Raw genomic sequence first — 21297 nt, 5'->3', positions numbered from 1 at the left:
GAATAATGATGATACAGCTCTACCATAATCCACGTTGCTCCAAATCACGCGAAACACTGGCTCTGCTAGAACAGATCGCAAGTGAACAGCAATTAAGCCTGGAAGTCATCGACTACCAAAAGACGCCACTGACACTGGAGCAGTTACAAACGCTGCTCACACAGCTAGGTGGCGATGTACAAGCGATGTTGCGCCCGAATGAAGAGGAGTACAGTGCCGCCAGCCTGGCGGACGCAGACAGTTTGCGCGCGCTGCAAGCCATCGTGACCACCCCTAAATTATTACAGCGACCTATCGTCAGCTATCGTGGACAGGCTGTCATCGCACGTCCACCCGAGCTCGCGCTCGGCTTATTTCAGAAAGTAAATCCATGAGCGAATTCAGACTTGCTGCTGGCAGCAAAGTAAAGTTTGGCTGCACCACGAATCAGCTGTACACCATACTACGCCAGGGTATCAGCCATGACACCCAGCGCCTGGGACTGGAAAATCACCACCTGAGTGGCGGAATTTTCGTCGGCGAATTAATGGCTTATTACGCCGCCTGTGCTGCATTTTGCAAAAATACCAGCGAATTACATCAGCAACACGCCGAAGTGATGGGCGCTTTTGTCAACGCGCTGCAGGAACAGAAAGGCAGTAAGCCTGTGTTGGCCGGTGTGGATGACATAGGCCATCAGGCGGGCTTGCCAGTGGTACTGGATATAGAACTGGGTGAAGACTGCCTGCTGCTGGCCGATCCGCAGTTTGTCGCTGCGCACGAGACGGAAAAGAGCTGGAAATACTGGCGCAGCGCCAGTCTGCAGCGCCCGGATGGCATTCCGGCCAGCTGGGTACGCCAGGTGTTCTTCCCGCGTCTGCTGGACTTCCGCGATGTCGCTACGGCACGCAGTGCACGCAGTCTGGAACAAACTACCGACTGCGCACTGATGGTAGGTGGTTTAATGCAGGCATGGCATAAAGATGCGCCAGCCGATTTGCTGCATGCATTTCACAAACAATACGGCCGCATTAATTTTTCGCAATCCATGAATTTTGACGAGACCTCGCTGGAACGCTTCTTTAATCTGGCAGCCATGATAGACCCGGCCAGCCGCTTACTGAATCAGATGACCATCTGGCAGGACATTGATGCGCTGGCCAAAAAGCAGGGCATCCCTTTAAGCGAGTAAATTCAAGTCAAAGCGGAGAAACAAAGGCGGCAACCCAACAAAGTGAGCTGCCGTCTGTGTGGGATAGCTGTTCAGTTTGCCGGACTACGTTTCACAAAGAACAGCGCAGCGCCGATCGCCATCAGTATGCCGCCAAAAAAACGGTTCTGCCTCTGCAGCCAGCGCTCATCACGGAAATACTTTTGCGCCCCGGAAGCAGCAAATGCATAGCTATGCATGACAATCAGGTCTACCGTGCACATAGTCACAGCCAGTATAAGGAGTTGCGGTAACAGCGGCGCCTGTTGCGATATGAATTGCGGCAACACGGCCACCATAAAAATGATGCCCTTAGGATTGGTCGCATTGGTCAGAAAGCCGGTCAGAAAGCGGCGTCTCACAGAGGGCACCACCTTGTCAGCCGCATCTTGCAGCATGCCCTGTGTGACGCGGGTACGCCATTGCATCCAGCCCAGATAGATCAGATACAAAGCACCAACCACCTTGACAATGCTGAATGCCAGTTCAGAGGCTAGCAAGATAGAACCCACGCCAGCACCGGCAATCGCCAGTATCATCAGCAAACCGGCCTGCAAACCCATAATGGTGACACTGGTACGGCGCACACCGTAATTCAGACCATGCGACATGGATAATACAGCGCCGGAACCCGGCGAAATCGCGATCACGCAAGCGGCAATGACAAAGGCAAACCAGGTGGCAAAACTCATCACAAACTCCGGCAAAGAAAAATCCTGATTGTAGGCGATATGCGCCGGATAGGGTTCAGGACATGCAAGCGTCAATGCGCTCAAGGCCAGCCACAGCCGTTGGCCTACGGCGAAATACCTCAGGTTTTGGCAGTACGGTTGACCGCCAAGCCATATTTTTTCTGCAGTTCGTCATACAAACCACGGATCGCTTTCAGACGCGGATTCATAGGATCCAGACGGCGACCAGCCTCAATCAGACTCCTTGCCTGTTCTCCTATGGTGCTGTCCCAACCCATATTTTCCAGGCATTTCAATGCAGCCAACGCCGCATTCAGCACCACCTGTGGGTTATCAGGCGATTTTTTAGCAGCAGCAGTCATCAGTTCAACCGAGCCACGGAAGTCGCCCTGCTTCGCTTTTTGTACCCCCAGCGCCACCAGATCCATCACTTCTTTCTGGCTACGCTGCGCTAATTCTTTGGCAAGATGTCCTTTACCTGCGCTTTCAAACACGCCCATAGCACGTGCCATCATGCGCTGGTTACTGGCATTTTTCATCACATCCAGGACGATTTCGGACGCCTGACCTTCCTGATTATTGTCCAGGCAGCTTTTCGCCAGACCCAGTTTGGCATTGGTGGACAGGCCGATATCCTCGCGTGAGGCGACCACCGCATTATCCAATTCTTCGGTCAGGCGCTTATCACCGGTTTTGGCGTGCACCATCGCAGCAGAAATCGCGCGGCAGGCAGCGGTCTTTTTGAGGCCGACCATGTTTTTTTCCATGTCGCGTATCACTGATTTGGCCTGATCGGTATCGCCTTTTTTGACCAGCGCACCAACCAGATTCAGGTGATCTTCAGGGTCGCGGAATTCAGAAAATTTGGCCTTACTGACTACCTTTTTAAATACATTTTCTGCAGTTTCTATATCGCCGGTTTCCATCGCAATCCGGCCCAGATTGCGCAGACGCCGCACCGCATGCGGCGACACGCTGACGGCGGTATCCAGCACTTCTTTCGCTTCTGGCAACTGGCCTATCATTTCATGGGTTTTCGCCAGCCAGTCATAGGCATCCATGTATTTATTATTTTCAGCGACCAGATTTTTCAGGATAGCTTCCGCTTCCTGATATTTACCTTGCATGTACAAGGTCTTCGCTAAACCCAGCCGTGCCCAGGCCACGGCTTTTAATTCGAATAACTGGGTGTATAAGGCTTCGGCTTCGACCGCTTCACCCAGCACCACGTGTAACTCGGCGCGCAAACGCATAAAGTCGACTGCATACTTAGGATAATCGCGCTCTCCATGATGGCAGGCTACAATTGCCTCAGTTGGATTACCTTCTTCCATCAGTGCGTGCACGTCAACAAAAGCGCGACGTTTTTCTAAGGCTTTGATCACACGCTCCAGCAAAGTGTCAGCAGTAAAAGGCTTGAGCAGATAATCAGACGGAGCGAGCTCGGCGGCACTGACGACTTTCGCGTAGCTGCGCTCGGCCGTGACCATGATGAAGATGGTGGATAAGGGAGCCAGCTTATGATGGCGCATATCTTCCAGCAGTTGCTGACCATCCTGACCGACGCCCAGGTCGTATTCACAGAGGATCAGGTCATAGACCTTATTCTGTATCGACCGCACCGCCGTACCGGCAGTGAGCGCATGCTCGATTTTGGTGATACCACACAAATTCAGCATATTGTGCAAACTGACCCGCATGCCCTGATGCGGTTCAATGAGCAATGCCCTGATGTCACTGAGTTCGCTCATTTCAACCTTTAGCTTAATTATTTTACTGATTGCCAGAAATAGCTGCGCCGGATGCAATACACCGATGGCCTGACGCCGGATTCATTATATGCATGTGACGGCAGTGCTGCGCGGAACTTTATGCATGTTGCGCTGTTTGCAGAAAAAATGCTGTGTTTAGGCAACTTATCCATGCTTATTTGAGGATTCTGGCGAGCGCCAGCACGAACAGCGTGATCAGAATGGTTGAGGCGAACGGAAACGAAAACTGCTTGCCGAACAGGCGAAAACGCAGGTCACCGGGCAAGCGGCCTATGCCCAGCTTTTCCAGCCAGGGCAGCAGGCTGGATAAGACGATCACCACCAGAAACAGCGTGAGAAACCAGCGAAACATAGTGCACTCCAAATCGGAATCAGCCAGCCATACTATAGCTGGCGGATGTATTACAGACGATGTGAGCGGTCTTGCTGCAGCAAAGTAGCAGGCAGACTAAGTTCTGTCCCAACCAGCAATACTTTAAATAATTCACCCATTTCTGCTGGCGACACCAGTTTTTGCAAAGCATTGGCCTGCGGCAGATACTGCATCACCTGTTCGGCGGAAGTACGCGCCAACACTTGTGCGATACCAGCCTGTATCAGGAAACCAGCCTGGCTCGCATACGTATGCAAGTGCAGACCGCTATCCAGTGCGGCCTGAGCCATCGCAGTAAAGTCCACATGAGCCGTAATATCCTGCAAACCCGGCAGATAAAAGGGATCAGGATGGGCGTGATGACGATAGTGACACATCAGCGTGCCCTGATGCCGCTGCGGATGATAATACTCACGCGCCGGGAAACCATAGTCGATCAGCAAGGCTGCAGCTGCTTTACCGGTCTGCGCCTGCCCGGCCTGCAGCATGGCAGAAAGGCTATGCATAAAGCCAATCGCAACCGCGTGGACTTCAGTCAGGTAGCCTTCCTGCAGCGTATCGGCATCCGGGATCTGGGCCGTGCGCGCCGCATTGCAGTCGCGCTCAACAAAGTGCAAAGCAGGCTGGTGCTCGCTGGTATTCAAGGCCACACCCACTTCGCGCCAGCCATTAGCCGTCTTGCGCAACAGGTCGACCGGCATCGCATCCAGCACTTCATTGCCCAACACCAGTCCGGAAAATGCCTCTGGCATCGCGGGCAGCCACTGCACTTCAGCAAAATCTTTCAGATATTCTTCCTGACGGGCACGCAGTTCGCCAGACAATTCCACGATAAAATAGCGCTCTATCGCGATACCTGCTGTACGGCATTCGCTCAGAAAGTCTCTCGCGAGCTTGCCGCTGCCAGCGCCAAACTCCATGACCTGAGCACTGATCTGTGGCAGGCACTGCGCATAAAATTGCGCCAGCGTGGCACCAAACAGCGGCGTCATTTCCGGCGCCGTTGTAAAATCGCCGTCTTTGCCTAATTTTGTTGCACCGCCACTGTAATACCCCAGATCGGGTGCATACAGCGCCAGCTCCATATAGCGTGAAAAAGGCAGCCAGCCCTGATGCTGGGCCAGTTCGTCCAAAATCCGTTGTTGCAAAGCTTGTGAAGCTGCAAGCGCATCCGGCGCCGGTAAAGGTAGAGATAATTTTTGCATACCGGCATTGTATTGAAAACCGTAACAACTCTGTGAAGAATTTCCATGAGCAGCAAGCATATTGAAGCGCCGACCGGTTCCACCACCGCACGCGTTGCCCTGGTGACCGGTGCGGCCAAACGCATAGGTCGCCACATTGCCCTCGCCCTGGCCGGGCAAGGCTGGGACGTGGCCGTGCATTATGGCCGTTCAGGCAGCGAGGCAGCCGAGGTAGTGGCAGAGATTCAGGCCATGGGCCGCCGTGCTGCTGCATTCGCTTGCGATTTAAGCGATGAAGCAGCGACCCGCGCCTTGCTGCCGCAAGTGATCGCCACGCTGGGTGGCATAAATTGCGTGGTCAATAATGCATCCCTGTTTGAAGAAGATGATGTGCACAGCTTCAGTCATGCTGCGCTGGACCGGCATATGCATGCCAATCTGGCAGCACCCATTACCCTGACCCAGGCACTGTATGCTGCCACGCCGGAACACGGTCAGAGTTGTGCCATCCAGTTACTGGATCAGAAGCTGTTCAATCTGAATCCTGATTTTTTATCGTACACCTTATCCAAAGCCGCATTACAATGCGCGACGACCACGCTGGCACAAGCGCTGGCACCCCGCGTCAGGGTAGTCGGCGTAGCACCCGGCATTACCATGGTATCGGGGCATCAGAGTGAGGCCGATTTTACGCAAGCCCACCAGGTCACACCACTGGGACGTTCCAGTACGCCGGACGATATCGCGCGCACCGTGTGCTTTGTGGCAGACAGCCCGGCCATCACCGGCACAACTATCCTGGTCGATGGCGGCCAGCATTTAATTCCTTTGCAGCGTGATGTGATGTTCGTCGCGACTGCGAATACCGGTAACCTCAGTTAACTTTTCTAAGAATCGAGCTTTTTATGTTATCCGTCCTGCACCACCCACAACTGACCGATTGCCGTCGTCTGTTCCTGCGCAACTATGAAGTCAACATCAATATCGGTGTGCATGAATTTGAAAAAAAAGGCGAACAGCGCGTACTGATCAATGTCGATCTGTATATCCCGCTGGCCTTGTCGACGCCAAAAGATGATTTGCTCGATGAAGTCGTGGATTATGATTTCATGCGTGGCACCATCGCGGCACGGGTAGCGCAAGGCCATATTCATTTGCAGGAAACTTTATGTGATGATGTGGCACGCAGCATGCTGGCCCATCCACGGGTACGCGCAGTCTGTGTTTCCACCATGAAACCGGATGTCTATCCGGATTGTGAAGGCGTAGGCGTAGAAGTTTTCCAGATCAAAGAATAAGACCTCAGTAAATCTCTTACGGCAAGCGCATCACCAGCGGTACAGATAATTTTCGTCGCCCTGCCTTACCGTAAGCGATGCCTGCGCATCCAGCACCAGCAATTCAACAGTAAAACCAGAGTCAGACCATGCAAGCCTTGAACGTATCCCTCACACCCGGCGCCAGCGAAGCCGCAGCTGCTGAATCCACAGCTCAGTCAGCCGCCCAGTCAGCTAGCAAATCAGCAGAAAAAATCGCCTACGAAAACAATAAGCTGCACAAACGTTTGTGCCGCCTGGTCGGTCAGGCCATAGGCGATTTCAATATGATAGAAGAAGGCGATAAGGTCATGGTCTGTCTGTCCGGCGGCAAGGACAGTTATGCCTTACTCGATATTCTGATGACGCTGCGCGAACGCGCACCTATCAACTTCGAGATCGTGGCCGTCAATCTGGATCAAAAGCAGCCGAATTTCCCGGCCGATATACTGCCTGCTTATCTGGAAAAAATCGGTATCCCGTATCACATTGAAAATCAGGACACTTATAGCATCGTTAAGCGTCTGATCCCGGAAGGCAAAACCACCTGCTCACTGTGCTCACGGCTGCGCCGTGGCATTTTGTACCGGGTAGCCGATGAACTGGGTGCGACCAAAATCGCACTCGGCCATCATCGCGACGACATCATGGAAACCTTTTTCCTGAATATGTTCTTCGGTGGAAAACTCAAAGGTATGCCAGCCAAACTGCAATCGGATGATGGCAAACATATCGTGATCCGCCCTATGGCCTATGTGAAAGAAGCCGATACCGAACGCTATGCGCAAGTACGGCAATTCCCTATCATTCCTTGCGATCTGTGCGGATCGCAGGAAAACCTGCAGCGTAAGCAAATCAAAAACCTGATGCGCGAATGGGAAAAGAAACATCCTGGTCGCGTCGATAATATTTTCTCTGCTTTATCCACCGTCGCGCCTTCGCATCTGATGGACAGAAATCTGTTCAACTTCCAGGACTTGAAACTCGATGGCAATGCCAACCCCAACGGCGATATCGCATTTGACGATGAACCCTGCGCGACACCTGCAACTGGCGTGATACAACTGCAACTCGATCAGGACTGATACGCGGCAGCAGTTCAGACTGAATGAAAAAAAACGCTGATCTTGTATCAGCGTTTTTTATTTTCAAGGCAGACTGTATTCAATCCTGACGATCCACGCTCAGCGGTCCGCTGCCATGTACCACCACCATCAGCAAGCCACCGGCCATGGACAGATTTTTCATAAAGTGGATCATCTGGTTTTGTGCCGCATCCGGTGCCGCTGCCCAGAAGTCATGAAACAGCACCGCAGCCGCAATCGTGAATAATGCCATTGCCGCTGCACTCAGACGGGCACGCCAGCCCAGCATCAAGAGTAAGCCACCACCCAGTTCCACCACGATTGCCGCAACGGCAGCCAGTGCAGGGAAAGGCAGATTTTTGCTAGCGATATAGCCTGCCGTGCCATCAAAGCCGGTGATTTTGCTGACGCCTGACAGCACGAAAATCAGAGCGATCAATACGCGCCCAAACAGGGGGCCAGTTTTTTCTAAAAATGTCATGTTTATTTCCTTTCAAATGAATCAGTTCGCGAAGCGCATATAGCCATGCCCATCAGTCGCGAGGTTTACGCGGCGAACGCGCCGCGGCGGTAATCATCAATCGCCTGCATAATTTCCTGCTGGCTGTTCATCACAAACGGGCCGTACTGCACTATCGCCTCATGCAGCGGCTGCCCAGCCACCAGAATCGCGCGGGTCGCACCGACCGCCTGGAACTGCACACCATCAGACTCCGGCGCATTGTTCAGTATCGCCATTTGTCCGGCGGCCACCCTGGTTCCCTGCACCTGCAATGCGCCTTCATACACCACCACAAACGCATTCATCGTGGCTGGCAGTGCCTGCGTAAAGCTGGCACCATCTGGGCTATGAATATCCAGATACAGCGGCTGGGTATGCGCTCTTTGCACCGCGCCCTTCACTCCGTGGCTGGCACCGGCAATCACCCGCACCAGCACGTCCTGCTCAGTACGCAGTTCAGGAATCTGCTCACGCTGGATATCGCGATACCAGGGCGCGCACATCTTGTCCTGCGCCGGTAAATTCAGCCATAACTGAAAACCCGCCATACGGCCAGACTCTTGCTCCGGCAATTCCGAGTGAATCACACCACGGCCTGCGGTCATCCATTGCACACCACCGGTTTGCAATAAGCCTTCATTGCCAGCGCTGTCGCGATGGCGCATGCGACCGGTCAGCATATAGGTGATGGTTTCAAAGCCACGGTGCGGATGATCGGGAAAACCGGCGATGTAATCATCAGGCTGATCGCTGCCAAAGGCATCCAGCATCAGGAAAGGGTCCAGGCGCTTTTGCAACTGATGGTCGAGTAAGCGTGTCAGTTTCACACCTGCGCCATCGGAAGTTTCCTGACCGACGACCAGATGCTCGACCTGACGTGAACGAGTGACGACTTCAGCTTGGTAATTCGTGTTCATACCTTGCTCCTTCATGCTAAATATCAGGCTGATATGACAGAATCAGCCTGTACCATCCATGTGCTTTTGTTTAATTCAATTGTGCGATCTCTGCGCGTGCAGCACTGAGCGCCTGTGCTTCACTGTCCGGCCCCATGGCCAGGCCTTCTGCATAAATAAACTCCACATCGCTCATACCGAGGAAGCCCAGGAAAGCACGCAGATAAGGCATCTGGGTATCATTCGGCGTATTGCGATACAGGCCGCCACGGCTCAACACCACATACACTTTTTTCCCAGTCAGCAAACCTTCCGGACCCTGTGCGGTATAACGGAAAGTCACACCGGCACGTGAAATCGCATCGATCCAGTTTTTCAGTTGCGCAGAAATTCCAAAGTTATACATAGGTGCACCGATCACTACGCTGTCAGCCGCCTGCAATTCCGCAATCAGTGCATCATCCTGGGCTACTCTGGCCTGCTGCGCCTCTGTGCGCTGGTCGGCTGGGGTGAATAAGGCTTGCAAGGCAGTTTCGTCCAGTACCGGATGCGGTGTCACACCCAGATCGCGCACCTGCAATGTGGCACCCGGATGCTGCGCCAGCAAATGAGCACTCAGTTCAGCCGCCAGGCGGTTACTGTGCGAGTTAGCGGAACGTACGCTGGAGTTGATTTGCAAAATTTTCATGATCGTTTCCTTGTCTGATTGAATGACTTAGTCTGCTGTTTCGGATGTCGCTATATCGAAGCTCGCCTTACGCGCAGTTCACAATTTGCTGTTCCGTTTGGCGATGTAGCTACTTTATACGTTCCACTTTCAATACAGAAGACGATAAATTGGATATCATTGTTCCATTTTTGGAACGACACTGGAGCAAGCGTATGCAAATAGAAGCCAATGACTTATTCCTGTTTGCGCGGGTCACGGAAGAAGGCAGCTTTAGCAAAGCCGCAGAGCGTCTGGGTTTGCCCAAATCCACGCTGTCGCGCCGCATCTCCACGCTGGAAACCCAACTCGGCGAACGCCTGTTACTGCGCACCACACGTCAGCTCAGCCTGACGGAATTCGGTCACAGCGTGCTGCAACATGCACTGCAAGTCAGGGAAGAAGTGGAAGCCACGCTGGCACTGACCCAGCACCGTCAGGCCGAACCCTCAGGCAATTTACGCATCTCTATGCCCGGCGATTTCGCCTATGGCCCTATGGGCGTTTTTCTGGGCGAGCTGTTACGCCGCTATCCATCGATACAGCTGGATATGGACTTGTCGCCACGCCGGGTCGATCTGATCGCAGAAAACTTTGACGTCGCGATACGGGTAGGCGAGCTGCCCGACGATGCCTCGCTGGCGGCAAGGCGTCTGACCACTTTTCAGGCGGGCTTATATGCAGCCCCCTCGTATCTGGCAAGGCGCGGCACGCCCAGCGAGCCGGAAGCGCTGATGGAACACGATGCGCTGCGTCTGACTGCGCGGAATAAAGATGCCATCCCCTGGCGTCTGCGCCGTGGCAATGCGCAATGGGAAGGCATCCCACCCGGACGCGCCACCGCCAATTCACCGGAAATACTGATACGCCTGGCGGTACAGGGCATGGGCATCATGCTGATGTCACATCACTTCGCGAGAAATTATCTGGAAACCCAGGCTCTGGTTCCCATCCTGGGGGACTGGCAAGGGCCGGAAATTCCGGTCTGGGCCGTATTCCCGGGACGCCGGCTAATGCCTGCACGCACGCGTGTGTTTCTGGATGCACTGGTCGAGCGCTATCAGAATGAACTTCCTTACAGCATTGCAGCACGTGACTGTTCCTGAGCAAACCAGGTGGCCGAACGAAGTAATTGGCGTGAAAGCAACACGTGTCAGCGGATTTATAAGCTGTTACTAGGCGGGCGGCCTTGCATTGCGCATACTAGGCCAAGCACTCAGCAAGACCACTTTCTGAGTGGCACGGCCACTTCCTGATACGTATCAAACCACGACTGAACTGCCCGCTATGTTGCCATTACCCGCACCTGGGGTCTTGTTACCCCCCGTCCCCGCCATCGCACCCAGCCTGCCGTATGAGCCGCTGGAGCACGGTAAAAATTACTGGATCGTGGATCAGGCCTTGCCGAATGCAGAAGAAATCGCAGAGCGCTGCTATCAACGCGAGCAGTGGCAGTACGGCAAACCCTATACCCAGGAAAGCTGGCCGGGCATGCGCTTTCACGGTGCGCTGTTGCCTGAGGAACTGGCGGCACTGGAGGCTAAGGTGAAGCAATTGACTGGCAAGCAAAAACTCTGGACGGGTCAGGCTCCCGGCGGATTGAAGCTGGATAGCAATGTGGCGCAACTGGTCGGCCAGCAAGAAGGACGTCCGCACCCACATACCGATAGCCGCAGCCTGTGCCGTTATGCCTGCGTAATTTACCTGAGCCGCGATCCGGCCCCGGATTCCGGCACCAGCTTTTGCCGACTGCGCTATCCGAATGGCGCCATCGGCGGCAACATCGTGGCAGCCCCGAACAATAATCTGGTCGATGCGCTCAAAGTGCGTGGCCTGCCAATTCAAGCCTGGTATGAAGACCTGCGCGTGGAAAATGTATTCAATCGCATGATTCTGTACAAAGCCAATCTGGTCCACAGCGCCACCGGCTACTTCGGCCAAAGCCTGCGCGATAAACGCCTGACTGTGGTGTTTTTCTGGATGGCGGAAGATTAAACACGGTCACACTGACAGCCACTACAATTGAATGCACATTGAATTGCCTTGAGACAAAATATTTTTCTTCTATAGTGAAAGTATTTTGTGCGCTGCCAGACTAATCATGCACCGCCAGCTGCAAGCTTATGCAAGCACCTGGTTTTATCCACTTTTCGGGAGACCCTATGCATCGTCGCCAATTTCTGCAAACCACAGCTGCCAGTGTATTAGTAGGCTTGAGCTCATCGAGCTATGCAGCGGAAGCGAGTCGCTTACAATTGCAAGGCACGGACGTGAATGGCAAACCGCTAGGCTTACAGGATTTTGCCGGCAGAGTTGTGCTGGTCAGTTTTTTTACTGTCGATTGTGATGTGTGCAGTAAAGATTTGAAGTTAATGCGTGAGTTTTACGCAGGTAATAGCAGTAAAAAATTTACTTTACTGGGCGTCAATCTCGACAAAAACAAAAAAGAACTCGACGAATACAATGAGGTCACCACTCAGGCCTACCCCAAGAGCCAGCGCTTCCCGACGGCCTGGCGTATGGCTCCCGGCCATAAAGACAACTTCGGCAATATCAGCAGCACACCCACTCACTTTGTCTTAGATGCCCGGCATCAGCTGGTGTTCAAGCGTGAAGGCGCATTTCGCCCGGACGACTGGGATCGCCTATGGGAATTACTGGCTTAAGACAGTAGAAATCAGCGGGCCGCTTGCTGCTGCAAAGCCTGCAGCACGGCCATCGCTGCCGTGGCATCGTCGACAGGCACCAGTAAATGATCGTGAAAAGCGCCAGCCACGACATTACAGCTGATGCCAGCCTGCGCCAGCGCAGTGGAAAATGCAGCAGTCAGACCGACGGCTTGCAAATCTGAATGCACCTGCAGTGTGATCCAGGCGGCACGAAACAACACCTCCAGTTGCGCCTGCTGTGCAACTGACTCTTCCAAAACTAAGGTCCAGCCTTCAGCTTCGCGGATGCGCACCAATGCGGGCAAGTCCAGACGCTCAGCATCGTGCGGCACACAGACCAGCGCGTAGACGCCCTCCTGCAATACCGGCTTCATGTGCGCCAGCAATTGACTCAGCTCACGGATAGCGCCGCTCATGAGGAATGACGCCGCTGTTCGGCGCGTTGTTGCCGGGTCTGACGCACCGTCGGTAATCCGGGCGGATCTTCAGAAAACCACAGCCACTGCACGTCGGTGCCTCCCTGACGCCAGATCCAGGCGCGCCAGCGCAAACTCAGCACGATCACCGCCAACAGCACTACGGCTCCGGCCAAAGCCGCTGCCACCAGATAGGCAGCCGCCTCGCTCAATGCGAATGCAGGCATCAAGGCATGCGCAATCGCCAGCACCAGGCCAATCAGGAATAACATGAGGACGATCCAACGCAGGGTTTTCATTTGTGTGCCTCTTGAATTGCGACTTAGGTGTGATCCAGCTTAAGCAAGTCTGACGACGGCTGCAATACGTATTTTGTGCAAGCCAGAGATATCAGAAAAAAACCCGTGCGCGTCAGGCAGACGGCACGGGTTTAGTCTTGAGTGCTGGGTATGCTTATATCACTGCCGGTAATAAAGTTCCGCTGACTTCGCCAAAGCCGATTCTGGCTGCACCGTCTTTTTGTGCCCAGCCGCGCATGATGATGGTATCGCCATCTTCCATGAAGATGCGCTGTTCGCCATTCGCCAGTTGCAGCGGTTTTTTGCCGCCTTCGGTCAGCTCCAGCAGCGAGCCGGCTTCTTCCGGGGCCGGGCCGGATTGGGTACCGGAACCGAGCAAATCACCGGCATTCAGGTTACAGCCATTCACGGTATGGTGGGTCACCAGTTGCGACACGGTCCAGTAAGAATGACGGAAATTCGACAGCGACAGGCGTTGTGCCGCGGTGCCGGTTTCGCGCATTTTGCTGGTTTGCAGCAGCACTTCGAGTTCGATATCAAAAGCGCCGCTGCTGCGCAGGCTGGATGCCTCCAGATAAGCCATAGGCTGAGGATCAGCACTATCGCGCTGCCAGCCGGTACGGTAAGGCGCCAGTGCTTCCAGCGTCACTACCCAAGGGGAAATGGTCGAGGCAAAATTCTTCGCCAGGAAAGGGCCTAAGGGCTGGTATTCCCAGGCTTGCACATCACGTGCCGACCAGTCATTCAACAGGCACAGGCCGAACACATGGGACTCTGCCTGATCCATAGGAATGCGGTCACCCAGCGCATTGCCTGGGCCGATGAAAATACCGATTTCCAGCTCATAGTCCATGCGCTTAGCCGGGCCAAACACCGGTTCATCTACTGTCGGCGGTTTAGTCTGCCCAACCGGGCGGCGGAAGTGCTGACCCGATACCGCGATCGAGGAAGCACGGCCGTGGTAGCCGATAGGCACCCATTTGTAATTCGGCAGCAACGGATTATCGGGACGGAATAATTTACCCACTGCTGTCGCATGATGAATAGAGGTATAAAAATCGGTGTAATCACCAATGTGCGCAGGCAAAGCAAATTCCGCCGTATTTTGCGGCGACAGGCAGGCATGCAGGCTACCCTGCAGCGGGCTGCCTTCACGCAAGACACGCGACAAAGCCAGACGCAATGCCGACCAGACCGGAGCACCCGACTGCATCAGGCCATTCAGATTTGCTGCATTCACTGCTGCTGTGAAATGACCGCCCTGTAATTCGGTAAAACCGGCAAATGCATGGACTGCATGCGCAGCCGCCAAATCCAGGATCTGATCGCCGATGGCGACACCGATGCGGAAATTCTGATGGCTGCCAGCACGGCGGAATACGGCGAATGGCAGATTCTGAATCGGGAAATCAGTGTCAGGCTGATTGGCAGAAGTGACCCAGCTGCGCAGGTTCACGTCATGGGTTTCATTGAGTTGCAGCGTCATTTATTTTTGCTCCGGATTGAAATTCTTTTTGATGCCCTGCCAGCATTGGTAGTAATCGGCCTGCAGTAATGGCGATTCCATCGCGGCACGGCTAGGTTTGATGATATTACGCGTTTCTATCATAAACGCCATGGTATCAGCGACCTTCTGTGGTGTGCTGGTGTCGATCTGGCTGGCCTTATCAAAGGTAGGCGCATCCGGACCGTGGCCGCTCATGCAGTTATGCAGACTGGAACCACCGGGACGGAACCCGGCCGATTTCGCATCGTACTGACCATGAATCAGTCCCATGAATTCACTCGCGATATTGCGGTGGAACCAAGGTGGGCGGAAGGTGTTTTCAGCGGCTAACCAGCGCGGTGGGAAAATCACGAAATCGATAGTATCCACGCCCGGTGTATCGCTAGGCGATTGCAGCACCAGGAAAATCGATGGATCAGGATGGTCATAGCTAATCGAGCCTATGGTATTGAAATGGCGCAGATCATATTTGTAAGGCGCAAAGTTACCATGCCACGCAACCACGTCCAGCGGCGAATGGCCGATTTTTGCTGACCACAGATTACCGCTGAATTTTGCCAGCAATTCGAAATCGCCTTCTTTATCTTCATACCAAGCCACAGGGGTCTGGAAATCGCGCGGATTCGCCAGGCCATTGGAGCCGATTACGCCCAGATCAGGCAGCTTCAGCATGGCGCCGAAGTTTTCGCACACATAACCGCGTGCTTCGCCGTCCGGCAAATGTATCTGAAAACGTATGCCGCGCGGTATCACCACGATTTCCTGCGGCTCCACGTCGAGCAAACCTAATTCGGTGCGCACATGCAGGCGACCGACTTGCGGAATGATGAGCATTTCTGCATCGGCATTGTAGAAAAAGCGTTGCTGCATATCGCGATTCGCGGCATACAAGTGGATCGCGCAACCGCTTTGGGCGTCAGCCGAGCCATTGCCCGCCATGGTGACCCAGCCATCAATGAAATCTGTCGCACTGGCTGGCATAGGCAGCGGGTCCCAGCGCAGCTGATTCGGGGTGCTAGGCACAGCGCCAAAATCATTGCTCATTTGGCCATTTGCTACCTGCACGAAAGGCTGGTGCATGGCAGCCGGACGGATGCGGTAAGTCCAGCTGCGGCGATTGGCGTGGCGTGGCGCAGTGAATGCTGTGCCGGAAATCTGTTCCGCATACAAGCCATATGCGCATTGCTGCGGCGAATTCTGGTTCTTAGGCAGCGCCTCTGGCAAGGCTTCGGTGGCAAATTCGTTAGCAAAGCCTGTCTGATAGCTGAGTGATTGCGGATTTTGCTGCGGTAAAGACTGAGTGCTCATGGATACACCTTATCGTTAGCATGAAGAACTGAAGTCAGCTGCGGCTTAAGCCAAATCTGCACACTGACGACGGAATTTGCAGCGAACTTTACTGCAAAGCCATCTCTTTTACGATATAAATACAAAAATACAGACCATTGATCAAATCAATAATGCGCGAAGCTAAAGACCTGGACCTGAATTTACTGGTGGTATTCCAGCATATCTTCCGGGAACGCCGGATTTCTGTGGTGGCGCGACAACTGTCCTTGTCGCAGCCCGCGGTCAGCAATGCGCTGAGCCGTTTGCGGCGCAGTTTTAATGATGACTTGTTTGTACGCACGGCCAGTGGCATGCAACCCACACCACGCGCCGAGCAATTAGCCGATGCGGTCAATCTGGCCTTGCGCCATGTGACAGAAGCACTGAACGTGGACAGTCCCTTCGATGCGGCCAGCAGCGAGCGCCGCTTCACGATAGCAATGACCGATGTCGGCGAGGTCTACTTTATGCCGGTGCTGGCCACACTGTTGCGCAGTGTGGCGCCGAAAGTACAGATCGTGACAGTCAGGGCTGCCAGCATAGACTTGAAAACCGAAATGGAGTCAGGCCGTGTCGATCTGGCCATCGGTGCGCTCGATCAGTTATCAGAAGCCTGGTACCAGCGCCGTCTGTTCCGACAGCCCTATGTCTGCATGTACCGGCGCGGTCACGCGCTGGCAGGCAAAAAAATCGCCTTGGCCGATTTTGTCGAAGCTCAGCATCTGATCGTGACCTCGCAGGAACAACCCTATCTGAAAATCAATCAGGCACTGGATAAAGCGGGCGTGCTGGCGGCGGCGCATTTTCAGGTGCCACACTTCGTTGCGGTGCCGTATATCGTCGCCACCAGCGATTTACTGGTCACCGTGCCGCTCAAACTGGCGCAACGTGCGGCACAGCCGTTTGACCTCGAGTATTGCGCGCCACCACTGCGGCTACCAGCCTTGCAAACCAATATGTTCTGGCACAGGCGCTATCACCAGGATGCAGGCAATCTGTGGTTGCGACAACTGATCTCTGAGCGCTTTGTGGAAGCCTGAAAAAACTTCAGGTACACAGCTACAAAAAATCCTCTACACTTGAACTCTCATCATCGAGGAGCGCATCATGCCCGTCATCACCTGTGTGGAAGATTTACGTCTGCTCGCCAAAAAGCGGGTGCCGAAAGCCTTTTATGATTACGCGGACAGCGGCTCTTACAGCGAGAGCACCTACCGCGCCAACACCGATGATCTGGCCGCGATTAAGCTGCGCCAGCGGGTCGCCATCAACGTCGATCAGCGCAATACGCGCACTACCCTGCTCGGTCAGGATGTCACGATGCCGGTCGCAATTGCGCCGACCGGACTGACTGGCATGCAATGGGCAAATGGCGAAATGCTGGGCGCCATCGCTGCTGAAAAATTTGGTATCCCTTTCACGCTGTCAACCATGAGTATCTGTTCGCTGGAAGATATCGCCAGCGTCACCAGCAAACCGTTCTGGTTTCAGCTCTACGTCATGCGTGACCGTGGCTTTGTGCGCGAACTGATACAGCGCGCCAAAGCCTGTGGCTGCTCGGCGCTGATACTGACGCTGGATTTGCAGATACTGGGGCAGCGCCATAAAGATTTGAAAAACGGTATGTCGGTACCTCCGCGCTTAACCCTGGCCAATCTGCTGGATCTGGCCAGCAAGCCGGGCTGGGCTTTGCGTGCCCTCGGTGGCCGTAAAACCTTTGGCAATCTGGCGGGCCATGTCAAAGGTAGCAGCGGCATCACCACGCTGAGTCAATGGACCGCGAGCCAGTTCGACCCCACGCTGAACTGGGATGACGTGGCATGGATACAGCAGGAATGGGGCGGCAAGCTGATACTCAAAGGTATCCTCGATGTGGAAGATGCACGGCTGGCGGTACAAAGCGGGGCCGATGCGATCGTAGTCAGTAATCATGGTGGCCGTCAGCTCGATGGTGCGATCTCTTCTATTCAGGCCTTACCTGCGATCGCTGAAGCAGTCGGACATCAGACGGAAGTCTGGTTTGACGGCGGCATACGCAGCGGGCAAGACATCCTGAAAGCCTGTGCGCTCGGTGCCAAAGGCACGATGATAGGTCGCGCCTTCTTATATGCGCTGGGTGCGATGGGTGAACAGGGTGTGAGTCTGATGCTGGAGATTTTGCGTAAGGAACTCGATGTCAGTATGGCGCTGACTGGCAACAAAGATATACGCACAGTGGGGCCGCACAACCTGGTACGCTGAACGCAGCACCAAAGCAGCGCGCACCGCTCAGCTGTGGCGGCGTGCGTATTGCCCGATCAGCGTGGCAATTTCTGTAAGCGGGACGATGGTATCAACCGCACCATGCTTAACCGCTTCTCTGGGCATGCCATACACCACACAGCTTTTCTCATCCTGCGCTATGGTTTCAGCCCCTGCGTTATGCATGTCCAGCATGCCGAGTGCACCATCATCGCCCATGCCCGTCATGATGATGCCAAGCGCATTCGCACCGGCACTGCGCGCCACTGAACGGAACAGCACATCAACCGAAGGCTTGTGACGGTTAACCGGTGGACCATCTGTGATTTCCACATGATATTGGGCACCGCTGCGCTTGAGCTGCATATGTTTGCCGCCAGGAGCCACCAGCGCGCGCCCATCGATTACGCGGTCGCCGTTTTTCGCTTCCAAGACTTCGATTTCGCAAATCTTATTGAGCCTTTCAGCAAAGGCTGCGGTAAATTTTTCTGGCATATGCTGCACGATCACGATGCCAGGCGTAGTACGCCCCAGATTCCTCAACACGACTTCCAACGCCTGCGTGCCACCAGTTGAAGTGCCTATCGCGACCAGCTTATTGGTGGTCACCACCATCGCTGCTGCTTTGTCTGTAGCGGGCATGACCTGGTTAATCGTGAGCTTAGGCGGCGTGTTCAGACTCGCCATCGACATCGCCTTGATGCGCCGCATATCGATCTGCGCCGCAGATTTCACCGCCTGCACGATATCGCCCTCATCCTGCTCCAGAAAGCCTTTCAGACCTGACTTAGGTTTGGTGACGATGCCGACAGCCCCCGCTGCCATCGCCTGCATAGAGGTGGCAGCGCCCTTTTCAGTCAGGGTAGAGCAGATCACGACCGGTGTGGGGCGCACCGACATCAGTTTCTTCAAAAAAGTGATGCCATCCATGCGTGGCATTTCCACATCCAACACCACCACATCGGGCCAGGACTGATTCATCTTATCCATCGCAAAGATAGGATCCGGAGCAGAACCTATCACTTCTATCTCTGCGTCTTTAGACAGTACGGCTGCCAGTACCTGCCGCACCACTGCAGAATCATCTACCAGCATTACTTTGATTTTGCCTGTCACGGTATGATTACTTTCTCTACATGTTTGACCCATACATCGCCGGACCAGACATCAAACATCACATTGCGATGTCCGACTCCACCCATGTGCTCGCTTTTCACCGTAAATTCATTTTCTGCCAGTAAGCGTCGTCCCAGTTCTATATTACGATCCGGGACCGCAAATACACTGGTGTCATGATCAGGAAACTGATTCCCGCCACCAAACATTTTCACTTCATAATCCCATGGCCGGGTACGCGCTGCCTTGATCTCGCGCAGAAACATCTGTATCGCATCCTGGGCATACTTACCATCCAGTTCCTTGCTATCCGGATTGCGCTTATTTTGTGGCAGCATGTAATGACACATACCGCCTATCTGCAATCTTGGATGCCACATGGTGATCGCCACGCAGGAACCCAGTATGGTACGTATGCGTGTTTCCCGGTCGCCGAAATAAAACTCGCCGGGCTGCAAAAAAATATCGATATAAAAATCCGGTGCAGACATCATGATTCGCTCTCACCGCAGACGGTGTGACAGAACGGCTTCTGCCTGTCGCCTGTATGCTATACACAGTACACTGGCGCAGGCAACATCTGCTCTGAGTTTATGGTTCCCGGCGGTAAACCGACGGCTGTATCATCTTGAGTGAGGTATTAATTCCATTCAAGGTTTCCGAGTGGCTGATGAAAAAATATCCACCCGGTTTTAACTTCTCGAGCAAGCGCTGCACCAGCTTCTGTTTAGTTTCCACGTCAAAGTAAATCATCACATTGCGTAAAAATATCAGGTCAAACAGTCCGATATCCGGTAGCGGTTCGATCAGATTCAAAGAGCGGAATTCCACTTTATTTCGCAAGGCAGTATCGATCAAAAAATAGTCCTGATATTCGTCCCTGCCTTTGAGGCAGTATTTTTTTAAAAACGCAGGCTTAATTTTTTCTGCCGCCTGCATAGGATATAAAGCACGTTGCGCTTTTTCCAAGACGCGGGTGGAGATATCGCTGCCCAGAATTTCCCATTGCTGCTCTCCCGCATATTCCGCCAGCACCATCGCCAGGGTATAGGCTTCTTCGCCGCTGGAACTGGCAGCGCTCCAGACCCGGATCTGGCGCTGCTGACTCAACCCCGGTAAGACATGCTGACGGATAAAATCAAAATGCCCGGGCTCACGAAAAAAATAGGTTTCATTGGTGGTCAGTAAATCGATCGCAATGATGGTTTCATCTTCATAACCAGGACGACCGAACAGCGCAAAATAATCGGTATAAGTGCGTAAGCCCCGTTTACGCAAACGCTTTTCCAGCCGCCCCATCACCAGCGGTTGCTTGCCATCATTGAGCGCAATTCCGGTACGCTCATACAGATAACGGCAAATCCAGACGAATTCGTCCTGTTGTAAGCTACGTATCGGCTGCATGACCGGTGAGCTAGCGTTCATACTCCGGCTCCGTCAGGTTCTCTGCCTGCGCACCACCCAACATAGCGCTGCCCAAAGCCGACATCTCAGCGACCGACAGCACCTGGGTCAGATTCAGTACAATGATAAAACGCCCGTTATGCTTTGCCATGCCAGTCACAAAATCTGGCCGGATACGCGCACCAAACACAGGTGGTGGCTCGATATCCTGACGTGCAATATCAATCACTTCGTTCACCGCATCCACCATCACACCTATGCTATGGGAACCGGTCTCCTCCTCATCATTGAGCTCGATAATCACGATGCTGGTGCGGCGTGCGATACTGGTCACGCCACGGCCAAAGCGTGCATTCATGTCCACCACAGGCACCACCTTACCGCGCAGATTGATCACGCCACGAATGAAGGCTGGCATCATCGGTACTTCTGTCAGATCACCGTATTGGATGATTTCTTTGATATTCAGTATTTCCAAAGCATAGATTTCACCGCTAAGCATAAAGGTCAGATACTGCGCAGTTTCCAAGCCACCCCGGCCCTGGGCATCCGCCTCAGACCGACGCACAGCATGATTTGTTGATTCAGTGATCGCCCCCAT

The 21297-nt window shown here is 53.9% G+C and carries 25 protein-coding genes; 10 read left to right on the top strand and 15 right to left on the bottom strand.

The window, feature by feature from the left end:
* The first annotated feature begins 5 nt into the window (after positions 1-5).
* Both H8K43_RS03790 and H8K43_RS03785 read left to right on the top strand, forming a co-directional pair.
* A complete protein-coding gene (locus tag H8K43_RS03790; protein ID WP_186902642.1) occupies positions 6-374 on the top strand; it encodes an ArsC/Spx/MgsR family protein in 369 nt (122 codons plus the stop codon).
* A complete protein-coding gene (locus H8K43_RS03785) occupies positions 371-1171 on the top strand; it encodes a hypothetical protein (protein WP_186902641.1) in 801 nt (266 codons plus the stop codon). Before H8K43_RS03790 ends, H8K43_RS03785 begins: the two co-directional genes overlap by 4 nt.
* Positions 1172-1242: 71 nt before the next feature.
* Here the strand turns inward: H8K43_RS03785 and H8K43_RS03780 are convergent, their stop codons facing one another.
* The 4 genes from H8K43_RS03780 to H8K43_RS03765 all read right to left on the bottom strand — a co-directional run bounded on the left by H8K43_RS03780 (position 1243) and on the right by H8K43_RS03765 (position 5231).
* Positions 1243-1881, bottom strand: a complete 639-nt coding sequence (locus tag H8K43_RS03780; RefSeq protein ID WP_186903013.1) for a LysE family translocator — start codon at positions 1879-1881, stop codon at positions 1243-1245.
* Positions 1882-2000: 119 nt separating this feature from the next.
* Positions 2001-3632 carry a tetratricopeptide repeat-containing response regulator gene (locus tag H8K43_RS03775; RefSeq protein WP_186902640.1) on the bottom strand — a complete coding sequence of 544 codons (1632 nt, stop codon included), beginning with the start codon at positions 3630-3632 and terminating at the stop codon, positions 2001-2003.
* A 175-nt stretch (positions 3633-3807) separates the two neighbouring features.
* Complete coding sequence (locus H8K43_RS03770; RefSeq protein ID WP_186882471.1) at positions 3808-4005, bottom strand: DUF2905 domain-containing protein; 198 nt, start codon at positions 4003-4005, stop codon at positions 3808-3810.
* Between the two features lie 50 nt (positions 4006-4055).
* A complete protein-coding gene (locus H8K43_RS03765; protein WP_186902639.1) occupies positions 4056-5231 on the bottom strand; it encodes a class I SAM-dependent methyltransferase in 1176 nt (391 codons plus the stop codon).
* Between the two features lie 45 nt (positions 5232-5276).
* On the opposite strand from H8K43_RS03765, the gene H8K43_RS03760 reads away from it, so the two are divergent.
* From H8K43_RS03760 to ttcA, 3 genes are all read left to right on the top strand, one after another.
* A complete protein-coding gene (locus H8K43_RS03760) occupies positions 5277-6092 on the top strand; it encodes an SDR family oxidoreductase (RefSeq protein ID WP_186902638.1) in 816 nt (271 codons plus the stop codon).
* A gap of 23 nt (positions 6093-6115) precedes the next feature.
* Entirely contained in the window at positions 6116-6508 is a 393-nt protein-coding gene (locus H8K43_RS03755) for a dihydroneopterin aldolase (RefSeq protein WP_186902637.1), read from the top strand.
* Between the two features lie 128 nt (positions 6509-6636).
* Positions 6637-7611 (top strand): tRNA 2-thiocytidine(32) synthetase TtcA, encoded by a 975-nt coding sequence (gene ttcA / locus H8K43_RS03750; RefSeq protein ID WP_186902636.1) that lies wholly within the window; start codon positions 6637-6639, stop codon positions 7609-7611.
* 79 nt (positions 7612-7690) lie between these two features.
* Here the strand turns inward: ttcA and H8K43_RS03745 are convergent, their stop codons facing one another.
* The 3 genes from H8K43_RS03745 to H8K43_RS03735 form a co-directional block, all read right to left on the bottom strand.
* Positions 7691-8092: a DoxX family protein gene (locus H8K43_RS03745; RefSeq protein WP_186902635.1), complete on the bottom strand. Its 402-nt coding sequence runs from the start codon at positions 8090-8092 to the stop codon at positions 7691-7693.
* A gap of 65 nt (positions 8093-8157) precedes the next feature.
* Entirely contained in the window at positions 8158-9030 is an 873-nt protein-coding gene (locus tag H8K43_RS03740; RefSeq protein ID WP_186902634.1) for a pirin family protein, read from the bottom strand.
* Positions 9031-9100: 70 nt separating this feature from the next.
* Entirely contained in the window at positions 9101-9697 is a 597-nt protein-coding gene (locus tag H8K43_RS03735) for an FMN-dependent NADH-azoreductase (RefSeq protein WP_186902633.1), read from the bottom strand.
* A gap of 194 nt (positions 9698-9891) precedes the next feature.
* On the opposite strand from H8K43_RS03735, the gene H8K43_RS03730 reads away from it, so the two are divergent.
* The 3 genes from H8K43_RS03730 (at position 9892) to H8K43_RS03720 (ending at position 12381) form a co-directional block, all read left to right on the top strand.
* On the top strand, positions 9892-10821 hold the full coding sequence (locus H8K43_RS03730; protein WP_186902632.1) for a LysR family transcriptional regulator: 930 nt from the start codon (positions 9892-9894) through the stop codon (positions 10819-10821).
* A 181-nt stretch (positions 10822-11002) separates the two neighbouring features.
* Positions 11003-11710: a DUF6445 family protein gene (locus tag H8K43_RS03725; protein ID WP_186902631.1), complete on the top strand. Its 708-nt coding sequence runs from the start codon at positions 11003-11005 to the stop codon at positions 11708-11710.
* A 167-nt stretch (positions 11711-11877) separates the two neighbouring features.
* Entirely contained in the window at positions 11878-12381 is a 504-nt protein-coding gene (locus tag H8K43_RS03720) for a TlpA family protein disulfide reductase (RefSeq protein WP_186902630.1), read from the top strand.
* Positions 12382-12392: 11 nt separating this feature from the next.
* Here the strand turns inward: H8K43_RS03720 and H8K43_RS03715 are convergent, their stop codons facing one another.
* The 4 genes from H8K43_RS03715 to hmgA all read right to left on the bottom strand — a co-directional run bounded on the left by H8K43_RS03715 (position 12393) and on the right by hmgA (position 15914).
* Positions 12393-12800 (bottom strand): ACT domain-containing protein, encoded by a 408-nt coding sequence (locus H8K43_RS03715; RefSeq protein ID WP_186902629.1) that lies wholly within the window; start codon positions 12798-12800, stop codon positions 12393-12395.
* A complete protein-coding gene (locus tag H8K43_RS03710) occupies positions 12797-13099 on the bottom strand; it encodes a hypothetical protein (RefSeq protein ID WP_186902628.1) in 303 nt (100 codons plus the stop codon). The genes H8K43_RS03715 and H8K43_RS03710 overlap by 4 nt, the downstream gene beginning before the upstream one ends.
* A 154-nt stretch (positions 13100-13253) precedes the next feature.
* Positions 13254-14585, bottom strand: coding sequence for a fumarylacetoacetase (gene fahA / locus H8K43_RS03705; RefSeq protein WP_186902627.1), 1332 nt, complete (start codon positions 14583-14585; stop codon positions 13254-13256).
* Positions 14586-15914 (bottom strand): homogentisate 1,2-dioxygenase, encoded by a 1329-nt coding sequence (gene hmgA / locus H8K43_RS03700; protein ID WP_186902626.1) that lies wholly within the window; start codon positions 15912-15914, stop codon positions 14586-14588. It abuts the gene before it with no gap.
* 152 nt (positions 15915-16066) lie between these two features.
* Here hmgA and H8K43_RS03695 point away from each other — a divergent pair, with 152 nt between their 5' ends.
* Positions 16067-16975 (top strand): LysR family transcriptional regulator, encoded by a 909-nt coding sequence (locus tag H8K43_RS03695; RefSeq protein ID WP_186902625.1) that lies wholly within the window; start codon positions 16067-16069, stop codon positions 16973-16975.
* 67 nt (positions 16976-17042) lie between these two features.
* On the top strand, positions 17043-18176 hold the full coding sequence (locus tag H8K43_RS03690; RefSeq protein ID WP_186902624.1) for an alpha-hydroxy acid oxidase: 1134 nt from the start codon (positions 17043-17045) through the stop codon (positions 18174-18176).
* 27 nt (positions 18177-18203) lie between these two features.
* Here the strand turns inward: H8K43_RS03690 and H8K43_RS03685 are convergent, their stop codons facing one another.
* From H8K43_RS03685 to H8K43_RS03670, 4 genes are all read right to left on the bottom strand, one after another.
* Positions 18204-19325: a protein-glutamate methylesterase/protein-glutamine glutaminase gene (locus tag H8K43_RS03685; RefSeq protein ID WP_186902623.1), complete on the bottom strand. Its 1122-nt coding sequence runs from the start codon at positions 19323-19325 to the stop codon at positions 18204-18206.
* Complete coding sequence (locus H8K43_RS03680) at positions 19289-19786, bottom strand: chemotaxis protein CheD (protein WP_222610957.1); 498 nt, start codon at positions 19784-19786, stop codon at positions 19289-19291. Before H8K43_RS03680 ends, H8K43_RS03685 begins: the two co-directional genes overlap by 37 nt.
* A 97-nt stretch (positions 19787-19883) precedes the next feature.
* Positions 19884-20717: a CheR family methyltransferase gene (locus tag H8K43_RS03675; RefSeq protein WP_186902622.1), complete on the bottom strand. Its 834-nt coding sequence runs from the start codon at positions 20715-20717 to the stop codon at positions 19884-19886.
* Positions 20707-21297, bottom strand: coding sequence for a chemotaxis protein CheW (locus H8K43_RS03670; protein ID WP_186902621.1), 591 nt, complete (start codon positions 21295-21297; stop codon positions 20707-20709). Before H8K43_RS03670 ends, H8K43_RS03675 begins: the two co-directional genes overlap by 11 nt.

This window comes from Cognatundibacterium curvum (genome assembly GCF_014284235.1).
GTDB lineage: Bacteria > Pseudomonadota > Gammaproteobacteria > Burkholderiales > Burkholderiaceae_D > Undibacterium > Undibacterium curvum.
This window is presented reverse-complemented; position numbering and strand designations above follow the sequence as displayed.

Bases quoted from the DNA above. Each gene is read 5' to 3' on its own strand.
- H8K43_RS03790 (WP_186902642.1), top strand. From the start codon at position 6: ATGATGATACAGCTCTACCATAATCCACGTTGCTCCAAATCACGCGAA.
- H8K43_RS03785 (WP_186902641.1), top strand. From the start codon at position 371: ATGAGCGAATTCAGACTTGCTGCTGGCAGCAAAGTAAAGTTTGGCTGC.
- H8K43_RS03780 (WP_186903013.1), bottom strand. From the start codon at position 1,881: ATGAGTTTTGCCACCTGGTTTGCCTTTGTCATTGCCGCTTGCGTGATC.
- H8K43_RS03775 (WP_186902640.1), bottom strand. From the start codon at position 3,632: ATGAGCGAACTCAGTGACATCAGGGCATTGCTCATTGAACCGCATCAG.
- H8K43_RS03770 (WP_186882471.1), bottom strand. From the start codon at position 4,005: ATGTTTCGCTGGTTTCTCACGCTGTTTCTGGTGGTGATCGTCTTATCC.
- H8K43_RS03765 (WP_186902639.1), bottom strand. From the start codon at position 5,231: ATGCAAAAATTATCTCTACCTTTACCGGCGCCGGATGCGCTTGCAGCT.
- H8K43_RS03760 (WP_186902638.1), top strand. From the start codon at position 5,277: ATGAGCAGCAAGCATATTGAAGCGCCGACCGGTTCCACCACCGCACGC.
- H8K43_RS03755 (WP_186902637.1), top strand. From the start codon at position 6,116: ATGTTATCCGTCCTGCACCACCCACAACTGACCGATTGCCGTCGTCTG.
- ttcA (WP_186902636.1), top strand. From the start codon at position 6,637: ATGCAAGCCTTGAACGTATCCCTCACACCCGGCGCCAGCGAAGCCGCA.
- H8K43_RS03745 (WP_186902635.1), bottom strand. From the start codon at position 8,092: ATGACATTTTTAGAAAAAACTGGCCCCCTGTTTGGGCGCGTATTGATC.
- H8K43_RS03740 (WP_186902634.1), bottom strand. From the start codon at position 9,030: ATGAACACGAATTACCAAGCTGAAGTCGTCACTCGTTCACGTCAGGTC.
- H8K43_RS03735 (WP_186902633.1), bottom strand. From the start codon at position 9,697: ATGAAAATTTTGCAAATCAACTCCAGCGTACGTTCCGCTAACTCGCAC.
- H8K43_RS03730 (WP_186902632.1), top strand. From the start codon at position 9,892: ATGCAAATAGAAGCCAATGACTTATTCCTGTTTGCGCGGGTCACGGAA.
- H8K43_RS03725 (WP_186902631.1), top strand. From the start codon at position 11,003: ATGTTGCCATTACCCGCACCTGGGGTCTTGTTACCCCCCGTCCCCGCC.
- H8K43_RS03720 (WP_186902630.1), top strand. From the start codon at position 11,878: ATGCATCGTCGCCAATTTCTGCAAACCACAGCTGCCAGTGTATTAGTA.
- H8K43_RS03715 (WP_186902629.1), bottom strand. From the start codon at position 12,800: ATGAGCGGCGCTATCCGTGAGCTGAGTCAATTGCTGGCGCACATGAAG.
- H8K43_RS03710 (WP_186902628.1), bottom strand. From the start codon at position 13,099: ATGAAAACCCTGCGTTGGATCGTCCTCATGTTATTCCTGATTGGCCTG.
- fahA (WP_186902627.1), bottom strand. From the start codon at position 14,585: ATGACGCTGCAACTCAATGAAACCCATGACGTGAACCTGCGCAGCTGG.
- hmgA (WP_186902626.1), bottom strand. From the start codon at position 15,914: ATGAGCACTCAGTCTTTACCGCAGCAAAATCCGCAATCACTCAGCTAT.
- H8K43_RS03695 (WP_186902625.1), top strand. From the start codon at position 16,067: ATGCGCGAAGCTAAAGACCTGGACCTGAATTTACTGGTGGTATTCCAG.
- H8K43_RS03690 (WP_186902624.1), top strand. From the start codon at position 17,043: ATGCCCGTCATCACCTGTGTGGAAGATTTACGTCTGCTCGCCAAAAAG.
- H8K43_RS03685 (WP_186902623.1), bottom strand. From the start codon at position 19,325: ATGGGTCAAACATGTAGAGAAAGTAATCATACCGTGACAGGCAAAATC.
- H8K43_RS03680 (WP_222610957.1), bottom strand. From the start codon at position 19,786: ATGATGTCTGCACCGGATTTTTATATCGATATTTTTTTGCAGCCCGGC.
- H8K43_RS03675 (WP_186902622.1), bottom strand. From the start codon at position 20,717: ATGAACGCTAGCTCACCGGTCATGCAGCCGATACGTAGCTTACAACAG.
- H8K43_RS03670 (WP_186902621.1), bottom strand. From the start codon at position 21,297: ATGGGGGCGATCACTGAATCAACAAATCATGCTGTGCGTCGGTCTGAG.